Source organism: Pseudocoprococcus catus, from assembly GCF_019734885.1.
Lineage (GTDB): Bacteria > Bacillota > Clostridia > Lachnospirales > Lachnospiraceae > Coprococcus_A > Coprococcus_A catus.
The window spans coordinates 140547-165821 of sequence record NZ_JAAXCM010000021.1 but is presented as its reverse complement, the minus strand read 5'-3'; the positions used below and the strand labels follow the sequence as shown (position 1 = coordinate 165821).

The 25275-nt window shown below is 42.7% G+C and carries 23 protein-coding genes; 9 read left to right on the top strand and 14 right to left on the bottom strand.

The genetic code is table 11. The features are described from left to right. Positions 1-20: 20 nt before the first annotated feature. From HED67_RS04790 to HED67_RS04775, 4 genes are all read right to left on the bottom strand, one after another. Positions 21-809, bottom strand: a complete 789-nt coding sequence (locus tag HED67_RS04790) for a MerR family transcriptional regulator (RefSeq protein ID WP_215631687.1) — start codon at positions 807-809, stop codon at positions 21-23. A gap of 227 nt (positions 810-1036) precedes the next feature. Continuing rightward, entirely contained in the window at positions 1037-2368 is a 1332-nt protein-coding gene (gene dnaB / locus HED67_RS04785; protein ID WP_178441383.1) for a replicative DNA helicase, read from the bottom strand. A 97-nt stretch (positions 2369-2465) separates the two neighbouring features. After that, positions 2466-2912, bottom strand: coding sequence for a 50S ribosomal protein L9 (gene rplI / locus HED67_RS04780; protein WP_178441384.1), 447 nt, complete (start codon positions 2910-2912; stop codon positions 2466-2468). Position 2913: 1 nt separating this feature from the next. Beyond that, positions 2914-4956, bottom strand: a complete 2043-nt coding sequence (locus HED67_RS04775) for a DHH family phosphoesterase (protein WP_221717681.1) — start codon at positions 4954-4956, stop codon at positions 2914-2916. Between the two features lie 345 nt (positions 4957-5301). Between HED67_RS04775 and HED67_RS04770 the strand changes: the two genes are divergently transcribed. Continuing rightward, on the top strand, positions 5302-5868 hold the full coding sequence (locus HED67_RS04770) for a DJ-1 family glyoxalase III (RefSeq protein ID WP_015513863.1): 567 nt from the start codon (positions 5302-5304) through the stop codon (positions 5866-5868). Here the strand turns inward: HED67_RS04770 and HED67_RS04765 are convergent. The 3 genes from HED67_RS04765 to HED67_RS04755 all read right to left on the bottom strand — a co-directional run bounded on the left by HED67_RS04765 (position 5831) and on the right by HED67_RS04755 (position 9805). Continuing rightward, positions 5831-6274 (bottom strand): hypothetical protein, encoded by a 444-nt coding sequence (locus tag HED67_RS04765; protein ID WP_015513862.1) that lies wholly within the window; start codon positions 6272-6274, stop codon positions 5831-5833. The genes HED67_RS04770 and HED67_RS04765 overlap by 38 nt on opposite strands. 269 nt (positions 6275-6543) lie before the next feature. Next, on the bottom strand, positions 6544-8103 hold the full coding sequence (locus HED67_RS04760; protein WP_117540417.1) for an L-lactate permease: 1560 nt from the start codon (positions 8101-8103) through the stop codon (positions 6544-6546). A gap of 694 nt (positions 8104-8797) precedes the next feature. Further along, positions 8798-9805: a beta-keto acid cleavage family enzyme gene (locus HED67_RS04755; RefSeq protein ID WP_117540482.1), complete on the bottom strand. Its 1008-nt coding sequence runs from the start codon at positions 9803-9805 to the stop codon at positions 8798-8800. Positions 9806-10379: 574 nt separating this feature from the next. Between HED67_RS04755 and HED67_RS04750 the strand changes: the two genes are divergently transcribed. From HED67_RS04750 to HED67_RS04740, 3 genes are all read left to right on the top strand, one after another. After that, positions 10380-10706 (top strand): hypothetical protein, encoded by a 327-nt coding sequence (locus HED67_RS04750; RefSeq protein ID WP_015513858.1) that lies wholly within the window; start codon positions 10380-10382, stop codon positions 10704-10706. 230 nt (positions 10707-10936) lie between these two features. Then, positions 10937-11656, top strand: coding sequence for a CoA transferase subunit A (locus tag HED67_RS04745; RefSeq protein ID WP_178441389.1), 720 nt, complete (start codon positions 10937-10939; stop codon positions 11654-11656). A gap of 1 nt (position 11657) precedes the next feature. Beyond that, positions 11658-12305, top strand: a complete 648-nt coding sequence (locus HED67_RS04740) for a CoA-transferase (RefSeq protein ID WP_015513856.1) — start codon at positions 11658-11660, stop codon at positions 12303-12305. Between the two features lie 194 nt (positions 12306-12499). Here HED67_RS04740 and HED67_RS04735 read toward each other — a convergent pair whose 3' ends face one another. The 4 genes from HED67_RS04735 to HED67_RS04720 all read right to left on the bottom strand — a co-directional run bounded on the left by HED67_RS04735 (position 12500) and on the right by HED67_RS04720 (position 15574). Next, positions 12500-13456: an Rpn family recombination-promoting nuclease/putative transposase gene (locus tag HED67_RS04735; RefSeq protein ID WP_221717680.1), complete on the bottom strand. Its 957-nt coding sequence runs from the start codon at positions 13454-13456 to the stop codon at positions 12500-12502. A 262-nt stretch (positions 13457-13718) separates the two neighbouring features. After that, entirely contained in the window at positions 13719-13988 is a 270-nt protein-coding gene (locus HED67_RS04730) for a hypothetical protein (RefSeq protein WP_015513854.1), read from the bottom strand. A 1-nt stretch (position 13989) separates the two neighbouring features. Continuing rightward, complete coding sequence (locus HED67_RS04725) at positions 13990-15273, bottom strand: DUF362 domain-containing protein (RefSeq protein ID WP_117540425.1); 1284 nt, start codon at positions 15271-15273, stop codon at positions 13990-13992. Between the two features lie 73 nt (positions 15274-15346). Then, complete coding sequence (locus tag HED67_RS04720; protein ID WP_246612105.1) at positions 15347-15574, bottom strand: hypothetical protein; 228 nt, start codon at positions 15572-15574, stop codon at positions 15347-15349. A 142-nt stretch (positions 15575-15716) separates the two neighbouring features. On the opposite strand from HED67_RS04720, the gene HED67_RS04715 reads away from it, so the two are divergent. From HED67_RS04715 to HED67_RS04705, 3 genes are all read left to right on the top strand, one after another. Further along, positions 15717-16631, top strand: coding sequence for a LysR family transcriptional regulator (locus tag HED67_RS04715; RefSeq protein WP_117528936.1), 915 nt, complete (start codon positions 15717-15719; stop codon positions 16629-16631). 417 nt (positions 16632-17048) lie between these two features. Beyond that, entirely contained in the window at positions 17049-18086 is a 1038-nt protein-coding gene (locus HED67_RS04710; protein ID WP_117540427.1) for an enoyl-CoA hydratase/isomerase family protein, read from the top strand. A 94-nt stretch (positions 18087-18180) separates the two neighbouring features. Then, on the top strand, positions 18181-19215 hold the full coding sequence (locus HED67_RS04705) for an enoyl-CoA hydratase/isomerase family protein (RefSeq protein WP_221717679.1): 1035 nt from the start codon (positions 18181-18183) through the stop codon (positions 19213-19215). 96 nt (positions 19216-19311) lie between these two features. Here the strand turns inward: HED67_RS04705 and HED67_RS04700 are convergent, their stop codons facing one another. Then, positions 19312-20220, bottom strand: coding sequence for an MBL fold metallo-hydrolase (locus tag HED67_RS04700; RefSeq protein ID WP_221717678.1), 909 nt, complete (start codon positions 20218-20220; stop codon positions 19312-19314). Between the two features lie 254 nt (positions 20221-20474). Continuing rightward, positions 20475-21749: an MFS transporter gene (locus HED67_RS04695; RefSeq protein ID WP_221717677.1), complete on the bottom strand. Its 1275-nt coding sequence runs from the start codon at positions 21747-21749 to the stop codon at positions 20475-20477. 363 nt (positions 21750-22112) lie between these two features. Here HED67_RS04695 and HED67_RS04690 point away from each other — a divergent pair, with 363 nt between their 5' ends. Together HED67_RS04690 and HED67_RS04685 are read left to right on the top strand one after the other, a co-directional pair. Next, a complete protein-coding gene (locus HED67_RS04690) occupies positions 22113-23090 on the top strand; it encodes a phosphotriesterase family protein (protein ID WP_178439077.1) in 978 nt (325 codons plus the stop codon). Positions 23091-23112: 22 nt separating this feature from the next. Beyond that, positions 23113-23751: a DUF1097 domain-containing protein gene (locus HED67_RS04685; protein WP_242993910.1), complete on the top strand. Its 639-nt coding sequence runs from the start codon at positions 23113-23115 to the stop codon at positions 23749-23751. 148 nt (positions 23752-23899) lie between these two features. Here the strand turns inward: HED67_RS04685 and HED67_RS04680 are convergent, their stop codons facing one another. Then, positions 23900-25201 (bottom strand): MFS transporter, encoded by a 1302-nt coding sequence (locus HED67_RS04680; RefSeq protein ID WP_178439080.1) that lies wholly within the window; start codon positions 25199-25201, stop codon positions 23900-23902. Positions 25202-25275 lie beyond the last annotated feature (74 nt).

The window sequence follows — 25275 nt, the reverse complement described above, 5'->3', positions numbered from 1 at the left end:
AACGCTGCAGCTCTATGTATTTAATATTTGAACTTTCTTTTAAATAGTCTTTTTCTGCGTCTTGGCAGTTTCGCCGCGCTATAAGACGGTACTTTGGCCGCCGCCACTTCCTGACTGTTTCTTTGTCGTCCGCGAATTGCTTCATCAAGGAGCTTATAATACCGTTCTGACTGTCTTTCTTGACGTTCTTCCATCTTACCGATTTCCTGCATCACAATATCTGTCACCTGGGATGCCATCACGTCTTCAAGACGCTCATTATTTTTCACCAGTGCTTCTGTTACAATCCCGTCCATAATGTATTTAAAATGTTTCATTTTATCTGCCGGAGAAACTCTTTTTATACCCTTTTCTCCTGCTGCTTCAGGCCTATCCTTATCCGATACCGCCGGCATCCGGTCTGTCTGCTGCGGCTTCTTTTCAGTTTTTCCTTCATCCTTCTTTTCCTCCGGTACCATCTGTTTTGGCGGCGCCATTGGTTCTTTTTCGCAATCTTCAGCAAGCTGCCCTGCATTTGCCGCTGCCAGCTCTTCTTCTGTCATATGCTCGTCCTCACTCCCTGTCTTACCAAAGGGAGCATCTTCATTCAATGTAGAAATAATCAGCCGAATAGCCTTCAGCTGAAAGCCTTTCTCTTTCAGATCGCGAATATTTTCAAAAAGCTGTATTTCCTTATCCGTATAATATCTGTGTCCAAGTTCATTTCTCGGAATTTGAATGGCCAGTTCTTCTTCCCAATACCTCAGGACATGGGGTTCTACATTGATCATTCTGGCCGCATCCGATATGATATATCTCGTCTCTGCCATTGGCTACCTCCATCAATTTCCTCTCATCTCGTCTCCTTATCTGGTGTAGAAATTGCAGTTGGATGCCTGTTGATTCCATTATAGCAAAGTTCACGCATTAAGCAAATTTTCCCCCTCCAAACATTTTTGCCAGTTCTGACAAAAAAGACCTTTTATCCATGGATTGAAAGGAATAAAAGGTCTCTATCTGTCTGATTCTCTTTTTTAATGCGAAAGAATGCATGTGTTTACTTTTCTTTATTGGCAAACTTCGTGTAATTCGGCAGCCATACAAGTTCTACGGTACCAATCGGACCATTACGCTGCTTGGCAATAATCACTTCGGAAATATTCTTCTTGTCCGTATCCTTATTATAATAATCATCACGGTAAAGGAACATTACCACGTCCGCATCCTGCTCGATGGCCCCGGATTCTCGAAGATCCGACAGCATCGGACGATGATCCGGCCTTGTCTCACAGGCACGGCTGAGCTGTGACAGGGCAATTACCGGTGCATTGATCTCACGGGCCAGTGCCTTTAAAGAACGGGAAATTTCAGAAATTTCCTGCTGTCTGGACTCCTGCTTCCTGCTGCCTCCGGTCATCAGCTGCAGATAGTCAATGATAACAAGGCCCAGATCATTCTCAAGCTTATATTTTCGGCATTTTGAACGCAGCTCTGTGATCGATATACCCGGCGTATCATCGATAATAAGAGGTGCTGTGCTGATAACACCGGCACTTTCAATTAACTTCTCCCAATCCGCCGGTTGAAGCGTGCCTGTTCTCATGGACTGGGAATCTACTTTGGATTCCATGGAAAGGATACGGTTGACCAACTGATCCTTTGACATTTCCAAACTGAAGATGGCCGTCGGTACATGATTGCGTACACACATGTACTGAGCCAGGTTCAATACAAAAGCCGTCTTACCCATAGACGGTCTGGCCGCGATCAGGATCAGATCCGAAGGCTGCAGACCGGATGTCTTGTAATCCAGATCATAAAATCCTGTCGCCAGCCCGGTAACCGTTCCTTTGTGACGGGCCGCCGCCTCGATTTTGTCTATAACCGACAATACCACATCCTTGATCGGCACATATTCATCCGTACTCTTCTTCTGGAGCACATCAAAGATACGCTTCTCTGTGGTATTCATAATCTCATCCAGAGATTCCCTGTGCTGATAACACGTGTTGGCAATCTCCTCATTGACACGAATCAGTCTTCGCAGTGTTGCATCATCACTGACGGTCTGGGCGTAATGCCGGACATTGGCCGATGTCGGCACACTGCTGACCAGTTCGCTGATAAACTCTATACTGGAAAATTCCTCAGGAACATCTTTCATCTTCAGACGTTCCTGGAGCGTCAGCACATCTACAGGTTTCCCCTCATTGTAAAGTTCAACCATGGCATCAAAAAGAATGCCGTACTGACGCTGGTAAAAATCATCTCCTGTGATCATCTCAGAAGCTGCCACAACGGCATCCGCATCCATGATCATAGAACCTATGACCGCTTTTTCCGCATCAATACTGTGGGGCAGAATTCGCTTTATAATCGCCTCATCCATATCCTGTGCCTCCTGTCCGCAAGTTTATTACAGGCCGCATCAAGAATTGACTCGGCCTGTAATAAATGGTTTATATCTTATCTGTTGGAATTGTTCTCTAAGCTTCTGTTACTTTGACAGTCAGCTCTGCTGTAACCTTTGGATGTACTTTATAAGGTACTTTGTAAACACCAAGTGAACGCACAGGCTCTGCCAGCTGCAGCTTCTTCTTGTCAATCTCAATATTCAGCTGGCTCTTGTAGGCAGCTGCAATTTCCTTGGAAGAAACGGACCCAAATGTCTTGCCGCCTTCACCTGTCTTGATTGTAACTGTCACGGATTTCTCCTTGATATCTTCTGCAAAGGCCTTGGCTGCTTCCAGAAGTTCTTTGGCAACCTTTTCCTCATTGGCTTTCTGAAGCTTCAGATCATTGATATTCTTGGCTGTTGCTTCAATTCCCAGTTTCTTAGGAAGAATAAAGTTGCGTGCATAACCATCATTCACATTAACTGTATCACCTTTTTTGCCAAGGGTTTTAACATCCTGAATTAAAATAATTTTCATTTTAGATTTCTCCTTCCATTTTCATTGATTTGACAACGGATTTCACCTTTGCCTCAGCTTCTTCCACTGTCATATCCTTCAGCTGTGTACCGGCCATGGTACTGTGGCCGCCGCCGCCAAGCCGCTCCATAACAAGCTGGACATTCATGCTGTCATAGGATCTTGCACTGACATAAATAACACCTTTCACAACGGTAAAGACAAATGATGCCTCCACACCTGTGATATTGAGCAGTTCATTGGCTACCTGGGCACCGACAACTGTCGGGCTCTCAAGGCCTTCTGACGGGCATTCAGCATAGGCATAAACACCCTCCACCGATGCATTCTTCACAGCTTCCGCCCGGGCCTTATACGTCTGCATATCATCTCTGAGTTTCAGACGGACACGGGTGATATCTGCACCGCTCTTCTTGAGAAAAGCAGCCGCTTCAAAGGTTCTGACACCTGTTTTACTGATAAAATTGTTCGTATCGATCATTAATCCGGCATACATAGCATCTGCCTCTTCCGGACGCAGCTTCACCGAATCTGTAATATACTGCAAAATCTCGGCAACCATCTCACATGCTGATGATGCATACGGCTCAATATAAGAAAGCACCGGATTCTCGATGGAATTTCCGCTCTGACGATGATGATCGATAACAACGATCGTTTTCGTCAGGTTCAAAAGTTCCGGTCCTTCCGTCCTCTCACTGGTGTTCACATCAACAACAACCATGGCCGTATTCATATTGACAATGCCTCTTGCTGTCTCCGATGTAACAAACATATCACTGTCATACTCCGGATTGTCCATAAAATGATCGATCACCGGACGTACCGATGTGGTAATATCATTGATGACGATAAATGCCTTCTTGTTCAGGCTTCGGGCCGCTCTGTAGACACCGATTGCCGCACCAAAACTATCCAGGTCACCGATCTTATGACCCATAATAGCCACCTGTTCCTTGCCCTCAATGACCTGTCTCAGGGCATGGGCCTTTACACGCGCACGGACACGCGTAGACTTCTCCACCTGCTTCGTCTTGCCGCCATAATAAGAAATCTTGTCTTTCTCCTTGACAACCGCCTGGTCACCGCCTCGTCCAAGAGCCAGATCAATGGCATGACGAGCCCAGTCCAGCGCCTGCGCATAACTGGCTGCATTAACACCCAGACCAATACACAGTGTTACACTCATCTCATTGCCGATATTAATCTCTCTGACTTCATCCAGCAATGCGAACTTGGAACTCTGAAGCACTGGCAGATATTTCTGACGGATGACAAACATATACTTGTCCTTCTCCATCTTATTCACAATGGCATCATAGTTCTGCATATACTTGGTGATCTTTCGCTCTACCAGTGCCGACAGAAGGGAACGTCTGACTTCCTCTGTACTGTTCAATGCCTCTTCATAGTTATCTACCAATATAATACCGCAGATGAGCTTCTGATTCTGGATCTCCTTCCTGGACATCTGTATCTCTGTCTCATCGAACAGATAAAATGCAAATAACTGATAGGCCTCCGGCTGCATCTCTACAACCTTATTCTCCATCGCAAAGTCATCAATGCACACCTTCATGATCTCAGCCTTGTAGTAGCGCTCTTTATAGCGAATATGGGCATACTTCTTCTCTTCCTCATCATCCGGAAGCATCTCCTGCTTGATATCCGGAATCAATGTACTGATATTCTTCATATCAATAAATTCACCCATTATCTCTTTCATACAGGAGTTCGCCCATAAAAGCTTCCCTGTCTCATCCAGAATGGCATAAGGAATCTCAAGATCATGAATCAGATTATGCTGGACCTGTGCAAATTCGATGGCAAAATTCACCAACTCATCCACAATAGACGGCTTTAAATAAAAATAAATCACGATGGCCGCTGCCACATATAAAACAAAACAGGCAGTCATCAGAAGACCTGCACGGTAATCCACCAGATACATCAGCACTGTTGCCACCAGCAGCAGTGCACTCAATAGTACCGGCCAGCGCATGTACATATTCAGCCGTCCTTTAAGTTTGACCTTCTTATTCATACGATAACCTCTTAAAAACACTATGAAATTTGCTTAGAGGTGGGAAAACACTCCCATCTGTTACTATGTGCTGAAGAATTCCGCTAAAAGGCAGAATCCCACTTATACGCTCTAGTATATCATTTTCCACCCTTTCAGTAAAGCATTATTCCACCCAGCCAACCTTTCTGCATGAGATAATCACTCAAAATCCCCACAAACCACCAAAACTGTGGTATACTTCAAATATGTACCACTGCACGGGCTGGCAGCGAAAGCGGCCTGTGTTAAATCATTTATTTTGCATATCCATCAAAGGCTGTGGATTGATGCAATTTTACCTTATACCAAGAAAGGAAGAATTTTATGAACACAGCAATTTTCTTTGCAGATGGCTTCGAAGAAATCGAAGGTTTGACAGTTGTAGACATGTTTAGAAGAGCCGGTATCCCGATTCAGACAGTCTCCATTTCAGACTCTCTGACCGTTACCGGCTCCCACGATATCAAAGTTCAGGCAGACTGCCTGCTTGCTGATTTTGATTTTAATACTGTAGAAATGCTGATTTTGCCTGGCGGCATGCCAGGTACCACAAACCTCAGCAAATGTGAACCGCTTTGCGATGCCCTTATGCAGTTCAGCCGTCAGGGCCGTTATCTCGCTGCTATCTGTGCAGCGCCAAGCATTCTCGGCAGCCTCGGCATCTTAAACGGACGTGTTGCCACATGCTACCCTGGCTTCGAAAAGAAACTCTTTGGTGCCTATATCACCACTGATCCCGTTGCCAAAGACGGTCATGTCATTACAAGCCGCGGCATGGGTACAGCCATCGAATTTGCCTCCACATTAATCGGCATTATTCAGGATCCTGAGTCAGCGGATAAGATCAAAGCATCTATTCTTTATTCCTCTGACGCTCCTCAAATTCTTTAATCTTTTTCTCAACCTTGTAGATATTCCGGCATTCCGGATATCTTGCAAGGAACATATTCTTGAAGGCGAAGAACGAAGACACTTCATATAATTCGCCTTCTGCGCGCAGCGCAGGCTCTTTTCGTTCAATGAGATCCTGCATGAAACTGTCTTTCTTCAATGCCGCATATTTCTTCATAAATTCAATGGTTACCGGCAGTCTGCGAAGTCTCGTCACATAATCCGGATGTGCCGCTTTCTCGGCATCATATTTCTTCTTTTCATTCGAATTTTCATCATTCAAGGCTTCCTCAAGTGCTTCATTAATATAGATCACTTTCAGTTCATCATGGATCATCATCTTCGGTTCCATAACTTCCAGTTCTGTCAAATCCATATCCTGTCCATTATTCTCCAAGCTTGTCATTGCCACATACCTCCATCTTCCTTACTCTGTCACATTCATCTGTCTCTATTATAATCTAAGCCTGCGCTTTTGCAAAGCAATAGACCGTATAAACCTGAAAATCCCCGCCAAAATATACCGATATCTGCGGTTTTGCACGCTGTCTGCACAATCCAAACAGGCGGCCCGCATATGCAGACCGCCCGATTTATTACTTTTAAATACCTTCTCTTATGAATTTCACTTTAATACCTTATGTACTTCAATCGACGCTTTGTAATAACCCCTTATTATGCGCCAACGAAACAGAATACACAAAGGATAACCAGATATAATACACACCATCCGATTGTCTTGCTCATGATCTTACCATCAGAACCAGGAAGGTTGATAGCTGCAACACCAAGAGCGATACTCTGTGGAGAAATCATCTTACCGGCTGTAGCACCTGCGCCATTTGCAGCCACTAACCAGATTTCGTTGATACCTAACTGCTGTGCAACAGACTGCTGTAATGTTGCGAACATAACGCTGGCAGATGTAGCGGAACCTGTAACGAAGCATCCGATACCACCGATCAGTGGAGCGATTGCGATATAAGCATTGCCCAATAATGATGAAAGAGCATTTGCCAGATCCATAACCATACCTGCATAACCCATAACCTTAGCAATGGAGATAATGAAGATAACAGTCAGCATTGCTTTCCAGTAACCCTTAAAAGTCTTGCCAAGCTCTGCGCCCATGTCGCTGATGCTTGCGCCCTGAACAGCTGTACCAATAATCGTTGCAATGATCATCAGGATACCAGGTGTGTTGATCCATGATAAACCAACCTTGGCACCGCCTTCGCCGCAATAAATAACAAATGATGACTTAAACTGTCCCAGGAACTGATTGATCGGAGGAACAAGTTTGGATGTACCTAACAGGAAAATAACAACTAAGATGTAAGGAAGCCATGCTTTAACCATGCTCATCTGAGGCTTATCAGAGGAAGCTGCTGCTTCTTCTTTGGACTCAAGCATATATTCTTCCGGAATATTCGTGTGTTTTCTACCCATAACGATTGTACAAACGAGGCAAACCAGAGAACCGATAACTACGCAAAGCTCAGGACCTACGAATGTGGCTACAAGATAGAAAGGAATAACAAATGATAATGCAGATACAAGTGTAATACCTACAACACCCTTTAATGCCTTTGTACCACCGCAAAGAAGGATGATAACAAATGGAGAAACAACACAAAGAGGAATCAGCAGACGGGCTGTCGGTTCTGAAAGCATCTGAGCAAACACACTTGCATCGGCTGCACCTGTAATGGTTGTAGGGAATGCAGTATTCGCTGCTGACAGAGTAGGTGTACCAATGGCACCAAACTCAGGAGATGCAGCATTACCAATCAGACAGATAACACAAGCTGTAACCGGATTAAATCCAAGTGCAACTAACATCGCTGCAGGAATAGCTACGGCTGTACCGAAACCTGCGATACCTTCCATGAAGTTGGAGAAGCCCCAGCCGATAACAAGAGCAGCTACACGTTTATCATTGGATACAGATGCCAGCATTGCTTTGATGACATCCATCGCACCTGTTCTTAAACTCATGTTATACAGGAACATGGCACCAACGATAATAACACAAATCGGCCATACCGCTGAAACAACACCTTCTAAAGTACCTGTGATCGCTTCCGGAACTGTCATGTGATAAACAGCAACACCTTCAACGATTGCAATAACCAAACCAATACCACATGATTTGTAACCGGCCATCTTCAGACCAGCCATAGAAATAATAAGCCAGGCAATAGGAATAATAGCAAGAATAATTTCTAGTAACATAAAATCTTCCTTTCTCTCATCAGACTCCAACTGGTCAACCAGTCAGGTGATAAAAATGGTCTTATTCCATCTTACGCATTTCTTGAGTTCTGCAGGCTACCATCCCTGCCAGACTCTGTGTCAATGAAATAAGACTTGTCGTCCTTAACCCTACCACAGATTAAAAACATTCGCCCCTTGCCAACCGCTAGCTTGAAGGCAGGGACTATTCGATTTGTCTAGATTATATAACTTTTATATTCAGATGTCTACACTTTTATTTAATGTATACAATATCTTTATAATTTTTTTGTCTATTTTTTCACATTTTCAACATAGAATATCCTTGATTTTTGACATAATCCGTATATGATTATGTAGCATTTCCACTGGTATTTGTGTATATATTGTTATTTTATGTTTATTTTTCTGCCACTTATTCCTTTTTTTGATAATTATATAACGCTCGAATATAAAAAAACAGAGAGTTTTCTAAAGAATCTATTAAAAATCCTACTGAAAAACTCTCTGTTTTTTATTTATTTGTAACTGTTCAGAGCCAAGCAAAATTTCAGAAAACAGGTATAAAATGCTTGCATTTTTAAAACTGTTTTTTAAATTTTATTTGGCGGATACGCCACACCGACAAAATGCGTAGCATTTTGGAGGTTAGCTCTGAACAATTACATTTATTTATAGAAAAATATCTGGCAAATTAGCCCATGCTCTTAGCTGCAAAATATGTTGTACCATATTTTTCGGAAGCTTCTGCTTTTGCTTTCTCAAGATCTTCAATTGTCAGTGCATCAAGTGCTTTAACAACAGCTTCATGATCCAGTGGTGCAAGACCAAGCATTTCACGTGCTTCTGCAGATGTAGCAACTTCGTTGCCGTAAGCTTCAACAGCTCTTGCAGCACGTTCAACGAGCATCAGGTTGTTGGCAAGGATCTTCTTGCCTTCTTTATCGTAACCATAGACAACGTTATCTTCCATACCTACACGTATGTGGCATCCGTTAGCCAGTGCAGAGAACATAACCGGCAGATGACCTTTACCGATACCGAAACCGGAAACTGTAACTTCCTTAGGAAGATTGCCTTCTGCCTGAAGACGCTGGATGTATGCAAGCATATCCTGAACATCAGCTGGTGTAGCTGCAAGACCGCCTACAACACCAAGACAAAGCTGGAAGTGCAGAGGTGCTTTTACGATACCTTTCTTCCAGTATACACCTACGGCACGGATCATACCCATATCGAATACTTCGAATTCAGGTTTGATATTTCTTTCCTGATACAGATTACCAAGAGTTGTCAGGAATGTTGGAGAGTTGCTGAAGATACCGCCCGGGATTCCCCAGTTGAATGTACCTGCATCGAATGTACCCATTTCGATACCAGGAACATTTGCATGATGCAGCATACGAACTGCGTTGCCGTAAGGTGAGTCATCAGATACACGGTTATCACCTGAAGATGTGCAGTTGATGATAACATCGCAGTCTGGGTAGTTCTTACGGATCAGTTTGATTGTTTCGTAGAATTTAACAGGATCCATAACACCTGCACCGTTGTCATCACGCATATGCAGATGAACGATAGCTGCACCTGCTTTCCAGCACTCATAGGCTGTTTTTGCGATTTCTTCCGGTGTTTCAGGAACATCGTAACCGTGAGGTGTGATAGCACCTGTTAAGGCTGCTGTAATAATTGTCTTTGCCATAATATAATACTTCCTTTCGTGAAAATAATAAAATACTTTGTCATAATTGTACAGCTCTGCTTCCAAAATGCGCTGCATTTCGTTCAATTACATTGTATTGATATTTCTTCGCATTTTCAAGTCCATTTCCGAAAGTCATTATGCCTGCTTTGGCGGGCATTATGTGAAAAAAGCATAACAGCAATCCATTATAAATTCCTCAAAAACAGCGCTTCATATGATATGATTGTATCATATGATGTTGGGGTCAAAAGGTATTTTGCCCCTTTGATAGCAGATTGCTACGTGCTTTGCACTCTCGCAATCCTCATCATATGATAACCATTAAACTTCAACTATTTTTAATCACAGCCTATCATCGGGCATGACTCGTTTTACTTTATCAAGAAACAGTCAGAGCTATTGAACAATTCATACACAGGTGCTTCAGTGCTGGCCAGTACTTAGGTCCTGTCCTTTAGGACCTTATGTACTGCTGCCAAACACTGGCAGTGCGAACGTGCCTGTGCTGAATTGTTCAATAGCTATGACGTCTGATTGTGTCATGCCCGTCAATACATCAGGAGGAAATTTCATGAACTTATATGATACCCATACAATGAAGCGCGGCGCAATCCTTGTGGATGTCTGCGGTTACACCGGCGAAGAAGATTTTTATGCCATGCACAAAATTATCGATGAAGTCATCAAACCGGAGGATTCCGGCTTCAGCGTGGATTCCATGTGTATCGGCGGCTATTTTAATAAAGACGGTATTCTTGTCCGTACCAGCAGTGAAAGCCCTTATGACGGCCTGAGTTTTTTCTACGAGCCGAACAAAATGTCCGAAGAAGATGTCAAAAAAATTGAAAACTGGGTGGATACTGTCGTTAAAGAACTTCATGCCCGTCTCCCTCGATAACCATTTTTGAGTTTACTCCCAAAGTCATCATGCCAAATCACGCATGATGGTTATGCACATTTTGCATAGACTTGGGTTTATCAATTATTTCACAGTCTTTTATTTATATGTTAAGATGAAGAGGACGAAAGCTGTCAAGGCTCGAAGCCTTACAGTCTATAAGTAATATTTGGTGAAAACAAATAAAAATATAATTTTAATTTTTGAAAAACAGGAAGGAGACTCATAAGATGGAAATCGAAAGAGGAAAAGTCAGAACAAGAGAAGAAATCATGGCTTGTTTCAAGGATGGTCAGACAATCGCCATTGGTGGTCAGGCCGGCGCTTACATGCCTTGGGATCTTCTTGATATGCTTGAAGAAAGCGGTGTTAAGCACCTTACAATCTGCTCTATTGATGCCTGCAACCCAGGTTTCGCAATCGGCCGTCTGATTGAAAATGGCCAGGTTGACAAAATGATCACAACTCATATCGGTACAAACCCTGTTGCTCAGAAGTTGCTTGCAGAAGGCAAACTGGAAATTGAATTCTTCCCAATGGGCAGTTTCATTGAAAAGATGCGTGACGGTGGTGCCGGTATCGGTGGATTTCTTACCAAAACAGGTCTTGGCACAGATATGGAAAAAGGCAAACAGATCGTTACAACATCTGATGGCGAACGTTATATTCTTGAAGAAGCCATCCATGCAGATGTAGCACTTACAAGATGCCGTCGTGCCGATCCTCTCGGCAACCTTGCTTACCACGGAACAGGTACAGCTTCACACCCTGTTATGGCAACATGTGCAGATATCTCCATCGTACAGTGCGACCTGTACTGCGACTTAAACGAAATTTCTCCTGATGATGTAAAGGTACCTGCTATGTACGTTGATATGCTTTACACAGACAGCCATGAACAGAACCATATTATTGGTCGAATCAAGAGAAATCAGTTGGAGGGTATGTAAGATGGATAACAGAAGATTTATTGCCAGAAGAGCTGCTCAGTATTTTAATGAAGGTGACACTGTTAATCTTGGTATCGGTATTCCAAGTGCCTGCAGTGATTATGTAGATCCGACAATCGCTTTCCAGACAGAAAATGGTATGATCGGTGTCGGTCCTGTTGCTAAGAAACTTGCTATCTGCGATACTTACCAGAACGCAGGCGGCATCAACTTCGTACCAGTTATGGGTGCTTCCGCATTCGATACAGCTTATTCTTTCGCTGTTATCAGAAGCGGTCGTATGGCTGCCACTGTTCTCGGCGCCCTTCAGGTTGCTGAAAACGGTGATATCGCCAACTGGGCAAGCCCTGGCCGTGCATTCGGCATGGGCGGTGCTATGGACCTTTGCAACGGTGCAAGAAAAGTTATTGTTGCCATGGAACTCACAACCAAAAAAGGCGAACCAAAGATCTTAAAGAGATGTACTTATCCTTTAACAGCTCAGGGTTGTGTGAACCACATCGTTACAGAGCAGTGTGTCATCGACGTGACACCAGAAGGTCTGAAGCTTGTTGAAATCCGTGCTGGCAAAACACCTGAAGACATTCAGGCACAGGTTGAGCCAACACTGATCATCGCTGACGATCTCAAAATTATGGACGAAGAATAAAAATCAAAAGGTTTGCTTGAAGTTTTCGAACACTGATCGATACCAAAACTTTTATAAAACGCGCGTCTTACGCCGCGAAATGTTTTATAAAAGTTTTGGCACGATTCAGTATAATCAGAAAATCTCAAGCAAACCTTTTTTATCCTTAGAAAACGTAAGCAGAATTCTTCTTGCACTATTATTTTTCAACGCTATTATAAATTAAATTCTTTCAGCAACTGTTCCTGATATTCTCTGTCCGCAGCCGCTTTAACAATATCTTCACTGCGGTTTTCTTTTGACAGCATAATAATTAATTGATTAATACGCATTAAAGTTTCTTCTCTTCCTTCTTGCCTGCCATCTTCTATCATCTCTTCAATCGCTTTACACATATCGAACTGTTCAGCTCCTTTCTCCAGCCGAATTGGCACATGATTGATTGCTTCTATGACTCTGGCTGCTTCTACTTCCATATTCATTCTTGGATTATGACTAATAAAAGCCGCCAATTTATCTTTATCATTCGAATATTTAATGCAGCCCATCACTTCTCTCAGACTAGAATGAAATTTTTTCAGTTCATCATCCGCTAAACTTCTTGGGTCAATCAAATAAATCGGATAATCTCCGACTAGCCGTCGTACAGTTGGATTTGTAATCTCCATCATATCCATCAATGATCTCGGTCCATCCCATTCATCTGCATTAAAAAAGAGTACCAATGTAATAACCGGAATCAATTTATCATTTTTATGAAAACCAGATATAAACTCCGCACCAGTTGCATTTTTATGTTCTGCCTTACCTTTTTGACTACGATGTACATCAGCAATTCTGCTTACTTGTCTCACATACTGTAAAGCATCATACAACATATTTCTAACTGGCATCGCATAATTCACATCTGTCTGATTCTCAATACCCAAAAGAACATATGCCGTCTCTCCATCTTCCATGATTGCTGCAGATTTCAAATGATCGCGGTATTTCTGAATAATTTCTTTTTTAGTACTTTGCCTATCTTGTGTATCATTCTCATTAAAAAGTATTGCAATCTCCGTCGGATCCAACTCCCTTAACTGATCTGGTTGAATCATTTGAGCACCATCATACATAAAGTAATTGAAAGCATCTGCAAATACTTCATTTTTTCTTATGTAAGCCTTCATAATTGCATCTATCGCGCCTATATAAATTCTCCTTCCCCCTCAGACAATTTAGAGCCATGCAAATCAACTCCCGCTTACGTTAAATTTATAGTATCATTATATAAAGAAGAAAACAATAGCCGCTTCGGTCAGTTTTTATCAAAATAAGCTGATATTGAACAATTGTCTTTGAAAACGTTTCGCATTATTTAAATGCGTGTTTTCAAAGACAATTGGATCAACTCAGCTTATTTGAAAACTTTGGCCGAAGCGGCTAATTGTTTTATTCGTCTTTTTCGGAAAATGCCCGGTCTGCAGCCGTACGTACCATTTCATCCCATGATGTGAAGCGTGTACTTTCTCTGACAAACCCATCAAACACTTCCTCATTATAAACCATTATATCGGATTTCCAGTTGGTAAATACCGCACTGGAAGACTGGAAATCTCTAAAAGCTTCAAAATTCGTCTCCGCCTGCATGAATTCATCAGTAAAAATCATTTCCAGCAACTTCTTATCATCTGGAGACATTGGAACATACGCAAATGCCATTTTACTGATTCTCCGGATTCTCGTAGAACTCTTTTGCTTTCTGTTCTACATATGCACGCCACTTCGGATGGTCAGCTTCCATGCTAGGACGAATAATATTTTCGATACAGCCTGGAATTTCACCATCAACAACCTGGCCTGTCTTAACTGTCAGGTAAAGACCTGTTTCTCCTGGAGGGCATCCTGGGATCCACATACCTTTATCTGCAAATCTCTTTGTACAGTTACCATGAAGGATGATCTTATCCTTTGGCTTATCCGGAATAGTATTTCTAGGACCTACAACGATTGTCTTATCAGAATTTTCTTCATAGATACCAAGTGCCTTAAGCGTTTCCATGTTCAGTGCAAGCAGAGCCTGGCAGCTTGAGCATGCGCCCTCGCAGCGGATATCGTATTCTGGCCAACGATCAGCCATGTTGCCAAGGTATGGAATCCACATCTTCCTGTAAACGTCTTTAACCTGTTCACCAACAACTTCAATCTTATCACGATTTGTTGTACCAAGACCAGCTTCATCAGCTGCTCTGAAGTAGTCAACCTGGTTTGTATCGATACCTACAACATCACATGCGATAAGGTCAAGAGCAACTGGATCGTAACTGCCCATGATGATACCTACTTCCAGAGGAGTTGGTGTATGTGGGCTGTAACCGGATGCTACATTGATAGCGTCTACGATGTTGATATCAGGACGTACTGCCCACCAAACATCCATCATAGCCATTGTCAGGTTCTGCTGATGCATCTGGGAATGTACCTGATCCTGTACAGTACCTTTGATGTTCTTTAATGCACAGCTGAATACCATGGAAGCATGTGCTTTCATGATAGGCAGGTTAATGATATGATCTGCTTCCAACAGTAAACGAGGGATTTTACATCTCTTGATGTTGGATTTGTAACCTCTTACAGCCACATTAACAAGGTCTTTTTCAGCCTTGATATCGTAAAGTTCAACACCTTCTTCTCTTGCTACATCAGCCTGACCGGATACTTCGAAACATTCCATTGTATCACAGCCGATAGCTGCTGATTCTGCAACAATGATTCTTGAAGGCTGAGCTTTCTTAACTTCGCGGATAACTGCACGAAGTGTTTCAGGGCTTGTACATACAGCTGTATCCGGACCTTCTGCATGACCTGCATTTGGTTTCAGGATAACTGTTTCGCCTCTTTTAATCATGTTTGTAACGCCGCCAAGAAGATCGAATACCTTAGTGACACTTTCCTGGACGGTAGGTTCTTTCGCAATGGCTACAACTGCTTTTTTATCTTTTGCCATTAGTTAATTCCTCCCATTCATTTTATATGTATAATTAATTTTTATTATACTCCAACTCATTTAAAATTGAATTTTAGTAAGTACCGTATTTGTAAACACGATCCGGTACATCATTCATATCATCTTTGTCGATGAATGCAACCATACGCACCTTGCTGCCATCACCCATATACCAGCGGGATGGGAATGCACAGATGACACATCTCTTACCTAAAACTTTATCTTCCTCCTGTATTGACTTGCCATTATTATTATAGTTTCTCACACCGCATTTGCAATGCATTTTATTATATTTCGACAAAATGTTGATATCTTTTTCGAATTATGATATGGTTTAGTTATGAATTTTACATCAACATTCTGACGTTCGCTTAATTATATCAGCATTTTTGCTGATAGATTTATGGTAAAGGCATCACTTTTTGAAAGGAGCACTTTTGTTTATGGATATTAATCGACTTAACGAATTCATCACACTGGCCACGCTGCTGAACTACAGCAAAGCTGCCAACCAGCTTTATCTGACACAGCCTGCTCTCAGCCGTCATATTCATGACCTGGAACAAACGCTAGGAACTCAGCTTTTTATCCGGGATACACACAACGTGCATCTCACATCCGTCGGCGAAATCTTTCTCAAAGAAGCTCAGGAAATCATCCAGCGTTACAATCATGCCCTTGATCTGATCAAAGAAGTTTCTTCAACCTCCACCGGAGAACTGAAAATCGGTTTCCTTGGAACAGCTTCCCAGTCTTTCCTGTCGGATTTTGTCATGGGGTTCACCGCCAGCCATCCACAGATCAAGCTCTCTATGACCAGTGATGCCCTGGATATTCTTGTTAAACAGCTCAATGACGGTCTCACTGATCTCGCTTTCGTCACCCATGTAGATAAGAATTACCTCATCGGTCTTGAAAGTAAAACGATCATGAAAAGTCCGTTGCTCGCAGTGATGCATCCAACGCACGCTCTGGCTAACCGTGACTCACTTTCTATCAAAGATCTGTCCGGGTTCCCAATGATCAATTTCTCACCTCAGGCGAATCCGATCACCAGTGACTTTAATAAGCAGATTTTCAAGAAAGCCGGTGCCCAACTCAATATTGTACGAGAAATCCCCAATATTGAAACCGCTGCTTTCTGCGCCAGCATCAACGAAGGGGTCTTTATCATGCCTGAGTATCTGCTCTCTTCTATTGGCTCTCTCAGAACAGTTCCTCTGACAGATTCTTTTGCTTATGTTACACTCAATCTTATCTGGAAAAAGAAAAATCCAAATATCTCCATTCCTGTATTTGTTGACAGTTTCTCAACTTATATACAAAACAGAAATCCTAATCTGGCTCCTGCGGATTAATCAGGGGGAGGGTTGGAGCAATTGCTTAGTGCAGTTGCTCCTTTTTTAATGTTTGTAACAATCAAGTAAACTAATATGTCGTATTCTGTATAGTATAACTTGCTTCAAGGTGAGTATAACAATTTTACCCTTCAAATGGAAATTCTATCTATAAAAAAGCGTTATGTAAAAAAAACATAACAATATTTCATGTTTTCACTGCTTTTTGGCATAGCATTTTTCACAATTTTCCCGTGCCAACTTTCATGCAGAAAGTGAAAGAACGATTATTCGTCTTTTGCATAAACCTGTTTGGAAACGACATTTCCCATCAAAGACGGACTATTGTATAATACACTTAAGCGAACAGCGAATAAAAAAACGCAAACATTAAATTAATTTTTAAAGAATGTATGTAAAACACAGGAGGTATTATTTATGTGCGACAATAAGCCAATGGCACCTTACGCCAAACTGCCGGAACTCGAAGAATACAAAGAATGGTTCAAAGACTTTGCTGACCTTTACCGTGAAGATGGTATCCTTCAGGTAACATGGAAGACAAACGATGGCCCTATGCACCACAGCGGTATGTCCCATCGTGCAATCGGTCAGTTAGTAAGAGTTCTTTCTCTTGACTTCAAGAACGAAATCATCATCTTCACTCATATCGGTGACAACTGGATGACAGAATCTGACCCTAACGGTTGGGAAACATATTCTGAACTTCCTACACAGCGTTTCCAGCATCAGTACTTTGATGATACAAACCTGATCAAGAACATGGTATTCGATCTTGATGTTCCTACAATCGGTGCTGTACCTGGTCCTGGTTTCCACTGGGATTCCGCTTTCTTAAGTGATGTGACTATCTGTACAGAAGATACTGTTATGGAAGTTCCACATGCCCAGGGCGGTCTGGTACCTGGTGATGCTATGGGTCTTATGTGCCAGCATTACTTTGGAACCAAACGTGGTAACTACTACATGATGACAACAAGACAGTTCACAGCTAAAGACATGCTTGATCATGGTATGGTAAGCGAAGTTGTTCCTAAGGGCAAAGCTGTTGAACGTGCATGGGAAATCGCCCGCATGTGGAAACTCATGTCCTACGAAAACCGTACAATCATGTCCAACCTGGCTAAACGTCCTCTGAAGAAACTCCTTGTTGAGGATCTGAAGCTTCACACAGTCAGCGAACAGTATGGTTCTCTTCTTCGTATAGCTGCCGGTGATCTTGGTGACGAACATTCCGCACAGCAGGATGAAAAATACATCAGCCGTGTTAACGATTATCGTTACGCAACAACCGATATGCAGGAACCAATGACAGCTGAACATTGGGCTGGCATGGCTAACAGAGCAGCAGACTGGTTCAAGAAGGTTGAAGCAGGCGAAATCGAAAACCCATTCGATACAAGCAAGCCAGTAAAACCTTATCGTCCAGCTCCAGCTAAGAAATTAAATAAATAATAACAGCAATCGGTATTGATGACCGATTTCACCTCAAAGGCGGTCTTCCTTGACAGAAGATCGCCTTTTTATACAATTATCAGGAGGTATGATTATGTGTAACAATAAACCAATGGCACCTTACGCCAAACTGCCGGAACTCGAAGAATACAAAGAATGGTTCAAAGATTTTGCAGATCTGTACCGTGAAGATGGTATTCTTCAGGTAACATGGAAGACAAACGATGGCCCTATGCACCACAGCGGTATGTCCCATCGTGCCATCAACCAGTTAGTAAGAGTTCTTTCTCTTGACTTCAAGAACGAAATCATCATCTTCACTCATATCGGCGACAGCTGGATGGTAGAATCTGATCCTAACGGTTGGGAAACATATTCTGAACTTCCTACACAGCGTTTCCAGCATCAGTACTTTGATGATACAAACCTGATCAAGAACATGGTATTCGACCTTGATGTTCCTACAATCGGCGCTGTACCTGGGCCTGGTTTCCACTGGGATTCCGCTTTCTTAAGCGATGTGACTATCTGTACAGAAGATACTGTTATGGAAGTTCCTCACGCTCAGGGTGGTCTGGTACCTGGTGATGCTATGGGTCTTATGTGCCAGCATTACTTCGGAACAAAACGTGGTAACTACTACATGATGACAACAAGACAGTTCACAGCTAAAGACATGCTTGATCATGGTATGGTCAGTGAAGTTGTTCCTAAGGGCAAAGCTGTTGAACGTGCATGGGAAATCGCCCGCATGTGGAAACTCATGTCCTACGAAAACCGTACAATCATGTCCAACCTGGCTAAACGTCCTCTGAAGAAACTCCTTGTTGAGGATCTGAAGCTTCACACAGTCAGCGAACAGTATGGTTCCCTTCTTCGTGTGGCTGCAGGTGACCTCGGTGACGAACATTCCGCTCAGCAGGATGAGAAATACATCAGCCGTGTGGCAGATTATCGTTATGCCACAACAGATATGCAGGAACCAATGACAGCTGAGCACTGGGCAGGCATGGCCGACAGAGCTGCTGAATGGTTCAAAAAAGTCGAAGCAGGCGAAATCGAAAATCCATATGTGATCAAACCGGTTAAGCCATATCGTCCGGCTCCGGCCCAAAAACTGAATAAATAAAAAATAGAGTGCACTAGGTAATCTATGGCGCGCGTCCGCACGTCTCATCTTATCGAGTGCACTCTTTCTACTTAACATAAGTGCTTTTCATCGCTGTTATTTTTGAATACTTTTCGCTTTTGAAAGTTCTTCGGGAAATTCTGCCGCCACGGTTCTGAGCATTGCTTTCGCATTCATATCAAAGGCTTCTCTCGGCCATGCGCCATCTGCCGCTTTCTTCCAGAAAACTTCTTCCATTTCAAGTATCTGTTCTTCTGTTGTCGGACAGGATGCCAGGATACGGATAATCTCATCTTTTGTTGCCGCAAGGCCTTTCTCCATATACTTCCAATAGCGTTCGTCCGGAATCACAAGTCCCCGGTGCGGCATATAAAGCTGCTTCGGATCTGCCTCTCTGGTACGGCGCAGACTGTCCACTGTCTTCTTATAGCTAATCAGGAATGCCGGTACATATCCCCCTTCAAAATCCCCTTCCAGACCGATCGTCTCAGATGAGATCATCACCTCATCATTGATCAGGAAGGATACCGAGCACTGTGTATGCCCAATCGTCTCGATCACCTCCACTACAAACTCACCCAACGCAATCCGGTCGCCATCTTCAAGCGGCTTATCCGCATATAACAGCTCCCCTTTGTAATCGTCACTCTTCCATTCATGATGTGATTCTTCCGCTGCTGTCTTCGACATATGAAACATCATCTGCTTTGCTTTTGTCTTTTCAAAAATATGACATGCGTATTCTGCTGCATATGCTTTAATCTCCGGCCATGCCTGTCTGACATAAGGCAGTGCAGCCACATGATCGTAATGGGAATGTGTCAGAAAAACGGCCCGCAGCGGCTGCGTACCTAATATTTCTTTCACACGCTGAACAACGGTTTCACCATAGTAGGCCATCCCAGGGTCAAATAGTATCGCTTCCTGCTCTCCCTGAACCAGAAAACAGGTTCCCTTAATATCTTCGTCAATATAGTAAACTTTCACCTTTTTCTCCTTTATCATTATTTTCTGATCTCTTTCAGGTTCGAATGTCTTTCGCCGATTATCCCGGCATTCACTGGTACTATTATAGCATCGCCGCACCACTCTCGCCAATTCATAATATCCTCATCATTATACCAAATCCTCATAATTACCGGATCTACATATTACTATGCCTAGAAGGATAAGGAAAGCCGCAGAATCAAATTTCTTCAATTCTGCGGCTTTCTGTACGTGCATTGACTACACGGCTATCGTCATTTTATTTTTTTATCTTACTGAATAGCTTTCTTTTCCTTTACAGCTACGATCAGGATACCACCGATAACAGCGATAACAGCAAATACCATGTAAGGTACTGTATAACCGCTTGTCATTGAGCGCAGTACAGCAAGTACAAAGAATGAGCAGGATCTTATGATACCATTGATCATGTTCATGCAGGCATAAGATACGTTAAAGTCTTTACGACCAAATGCCTGAGCTGCCAGGGATGGAAGGAAGTTACCGTTACCGCCGATAGCACCGCCGAGCATGAAAAGTCCAATGTACATGCAAGGTGTTGGAGGTGCGATCAAAAATGCGATACCAACAAAATACCAGATACCGAACAGCAGGCAAGCTTTCTGTGTACCGAGCTTCTGGTCAACAATACCCCATGCCCATGAACCGATCATACCGATAACAGCTGCGATCGTCAGCATGGACAGAGCGCCTGTTAATTCGTAACCTCTTGCAGCCATGAAATAACCAACTAACTGAGACATGATACCTACAGTTGCAAGACCAAAGCAGCCTGCGCCAAGACCAAAAATCCAGACATATTTGTTCTTTAAAGCGCCTGCATAGGAAACTTTCTCCATTTCCTTAACGCCTTCTTCTTCTGCCTTGATGATAGCAGCGATTTCAGGGTCATTATCAGGATAGCATCCAGCTTCTTCAGGTGTACCTTTAACCAAGAGACCAAGAAGAACAGCCAGAACAATAATCGCAATACCAAGAATAGATAAAGCACCAGAAATCTGGAAACGGCCTGAAAGACCTGTCAAAATCCAGTTGATCAGGGCACTTGCAAGGTTCATACCAATTGTCGTGATACCCATAACGATACCTTTTTTGGTAGGGAACCAGTTTGCGCAGATAGCGAAACCACAGTTGCATGCAAATGCATTAATAAATGTAACAATACAAACAAGTGCAACAGCATACATTGCAATGTTAACGGCATTACCGTAAGCGATCATACTGATACCAGCAAGTACCATTGTGATAATAGTTGTCTTTTTCAGACCGGCTTTTTCAATAAATGCAGCCCACAATACACATGCGAACAATGCGATAATGGAAGCCGGTGTAGAAATTGATAACAGGACATCCTGGTTCCAGCCATGGAATGCTGCCATCATAGGTACGATTGTGTTCAGACCGTCAACTGTAATACCTGTCATAAAGAACAGCATTACGATTTCAAAACCGATAACAGTCCAGCCTTTTGTACCAAAATTATAACTTACTTTGTTAAGATCGACGTTCTTTTTGTTTTCACTCATGATCTTAAATCCTCTCCTTCATGCATAATCGTGCAAAAAATAACTTTGTTGCAAAATAGCGGTTAAAAATAAATTCTCCCTTGCGCGCTTTTTCGGAATCATTTAATCTTGAGATTATTTTAACAAACTATAGCAAATAATGGAAATGCACTTTATGTTTTGCTTTTATAACAAAAGGTTATAACAAATTATACATTTTATTCTTTTTTTAGATAACCGTGCCAACTTTTCACAGAGTGCATAGGCCTATACCAAATCATTTTCATGATTTTGCCATAGAATATTGGCGTTACCCCTTTTTTTAGATTATACTTAATAGTAGCTCATTAGAGACAATATCATACTATTTAAGGAGGATTTACAATGAATTACGTCAATACAGTAACAGGTCCTGTGGCTGCTTCTGAACTTGGCCGTACACTGATGCATGAACATTTCTTATTCGGTTTCTGTGGTTTCCAGGGTGATGCCACACTCGGTGGTTTTAAAGAAGAAGAATACACAAGAGACTGTCTGAAAGCGGTTGATGATGCACGCGCATATGGTATCAATACAATTGTTGACGCAACCACCAACGAATGTGGTCGTAACGTACGTTTTCTGAAAAAGATTTCTGATATGACAGGCATGAACATCATCTGTTCTACCGGTTATTACTTCCAGGCTGAGAGTGCTTATGCTTACTGGAATTTCAGAAGAGGCTTCGCTAACATTGAAGAAGAAATCTACGAAATGATGGTTACTGAGCTTACAAAAGGAATCGAAGGCACAGATATCAAAGCCGGCGTCATCAAACTGGCCAGCAGCTTCAATGAAATCACACCTACAGAGGAAATCTTCTTCAAAGCCGCTGCACGTGCTCAGAAGGAAACAGGATGCGTTATCATTACCCACACACAGCTCGGTACAATGGGACCAGAACAGGCGCAGCTCTTAATTGCTAACGGTGCTGATCCGTCCAAGATCGCCATCGGTCATATGTGCGGCAGCACGGATGTTGACTACCACGAGGCCGTTCTGAAGCAGGGTGTTTACGTCAACCTGGATCGTTTCGGTCTTGAAGGCGAACTTTTCCATACACCGACAGATGAACAGCGTATGGATCTGATTAAAACGCTTTCTGACAAAGGCTACGGCAACAAGATCCTTCTCGGCCACGACTCTGTCAATGTCAACCTCGGCCGTGGTCTGATCATGACACCATTTATGCAGGAAGCTATGAAATGGGCCAATATCACAGATATCGGTGCCAGAGTTCTTCCTGGTCTTGCAAAACGCGGCATGACAGAAGAACAGATCGATGCGCTTCTTGCAGCTAACCCAATGACTATCTTCGGCTAGCCTATTAATAAGGAAGGCAAGAATGAATACACACGCTTACACACCGATGCATATACAGAATCTGATTAACCGTACGGCTATGGAAGCGAATATTCTGCCCCTGAATTGCTACACGATTATTATAACGATTATTTACAGGAGATTTTTCATGAGTCACAAAACTGTTATTTGTTTTGCTATCTGGACCAGCTTCTGGTCTGCGCTTTTTAATCACTTTTACACTGTTTACTTCGGTTCATTCGGCGTGCCCTGGATCATGTTTGTCTGCATGGCTATTTACTTCGGTATGGGCGGCGCACCAAAGCAGGTGCCGGGTATGATTCTTTCCGCATTTTGCGGTCTGGCATGGGGTCAGTTCGACTTTATCCTCATCAACTTCTTCGGCAGCACATGTCATATGTCAGCTGAAATGGCAAGCTTTGTGGCCATCCTCGTTGGTACAGCCATCACCATGTACATCCACATCAAACTGCTGGGTGCAACACCGCTTGGCTTTATGCCGTTTATCTTTGCCGGTGTCTGCCTGACCTTCTCTCAGGGCGGCAGCAACGTTGCAGGTCTCGCTTTCACATTGTTTGTCGGCATTATTCTGGCAATGATCTGTGGCCTGGGCTTAACCTACTGCACCAAGAAATTTGATACCCCTCAGATCACAAAATAATTTTTTGTACAAGCGCAAAGCGCCGCAAACGACTCTTTGCGCGCTTAAAGTAAAAATATCCCCGATGATTTGTATCGCTTCATCTCGAAGTCTTCACAAATAACCTGGGATATTTTTTTATTTATTCTTTTATTTTAATTTTTACCCATTAGTAAGCAGCGACTGTATCTTCATCCACATCCTCTTTTTTCTTTTCTTTCATGGCAAAGATCATGCAACCACCCACAACTGCGATAATGCCAAAAACAGTGTATGGTGCAGAATAACCATTTGACATAGAATGTAACACGGCCAGAACGGCATAAGAACAGGATCTGACAATACCACTAATCATATTCATGCATGAAAAGGAAACAGAAAAATCTTTACGTCCAAAAGCCTGTGCAGCCAGTACAGGGCCAAACTGTCCATTTCCACCAATAGACGCGCCCAGCATGATCAAACCAACATACATACCGATTTTTAACGGCGAAATCAGCAGAATAATACCTGCCAGATACCAGATACCAAAAATCAGACAAGTCTTCTGTGGTCCAAGTTTCTGGTCAACCGCGCCCCAGATCCATGCACCTGCAATACCGATCACGGCAGCAATTGTCAACATCGTCAATGCACTGCTGGCATCATAGCCTCTGACTTCCTGGAAGAAGGATAAAAGCTGTGACATAATACCCACTGTTGCAAGACCGAAGAAGCCATTGCCAATACCATACATCCATACATACTTATTCTTAATTGCATCTTTATAAGAGAACTGGCTGCCAATTTCTGCAGGCATTTCTTCGTTCTTTAACATCTCTGCAACGGCAGGATCATTATCAGGATAACAGCCATCTTCTTCTGGTGTTCCCTTCACAAACAGCGCTACAAGACCTGCCAGGACAAATAACACGATACCAAGCACCGTCAGGGCACCTGTAATTTCAAATACATTAGAAAGACCTGTCAGCACCCAGTTGATAATCGCGCTGGCCAGATTCATCCCAATCGTTGCGATACCATTCGCAATACCAGACTTTGTCGGAAACCAATTCGCAACAATCGCAAAACCACAGTTACATGCAAAAGCATTAATAAATGTGACTACACATACAAGGCTGATCGCATACATCACCACGTTGACCGAATTACCATAGGCAATCAAACTGATACCTGCAAGTACCATCGTAATCAGCGTGACACGCTTTAAGCCGCCTTTCTCAATAAATGCAGCCCACATAACACAGGCAAATAATGCTACAATTGATGCTGGTGTAGAAATGGAAAGCAATACATCCGAACTCCAGTTGTGGTAAGCTGCCATCTTCGGAACGATGGTATTGAGACCATCCACCGTAATACCTGTCATAAAGAATAACATCACAATTTCAAAGCCGATAATCCGCCAACCTTTTAAGCCGAAATTATACCCAGATGTTTTCTTAGCACTTGTCGTTTTCATTTCACTCATGATTTATTTTTCTCCTTTGTATCTTACTGAATACAATTTTATCAGAACAATATGCATAAGTGAAATGCATAAAT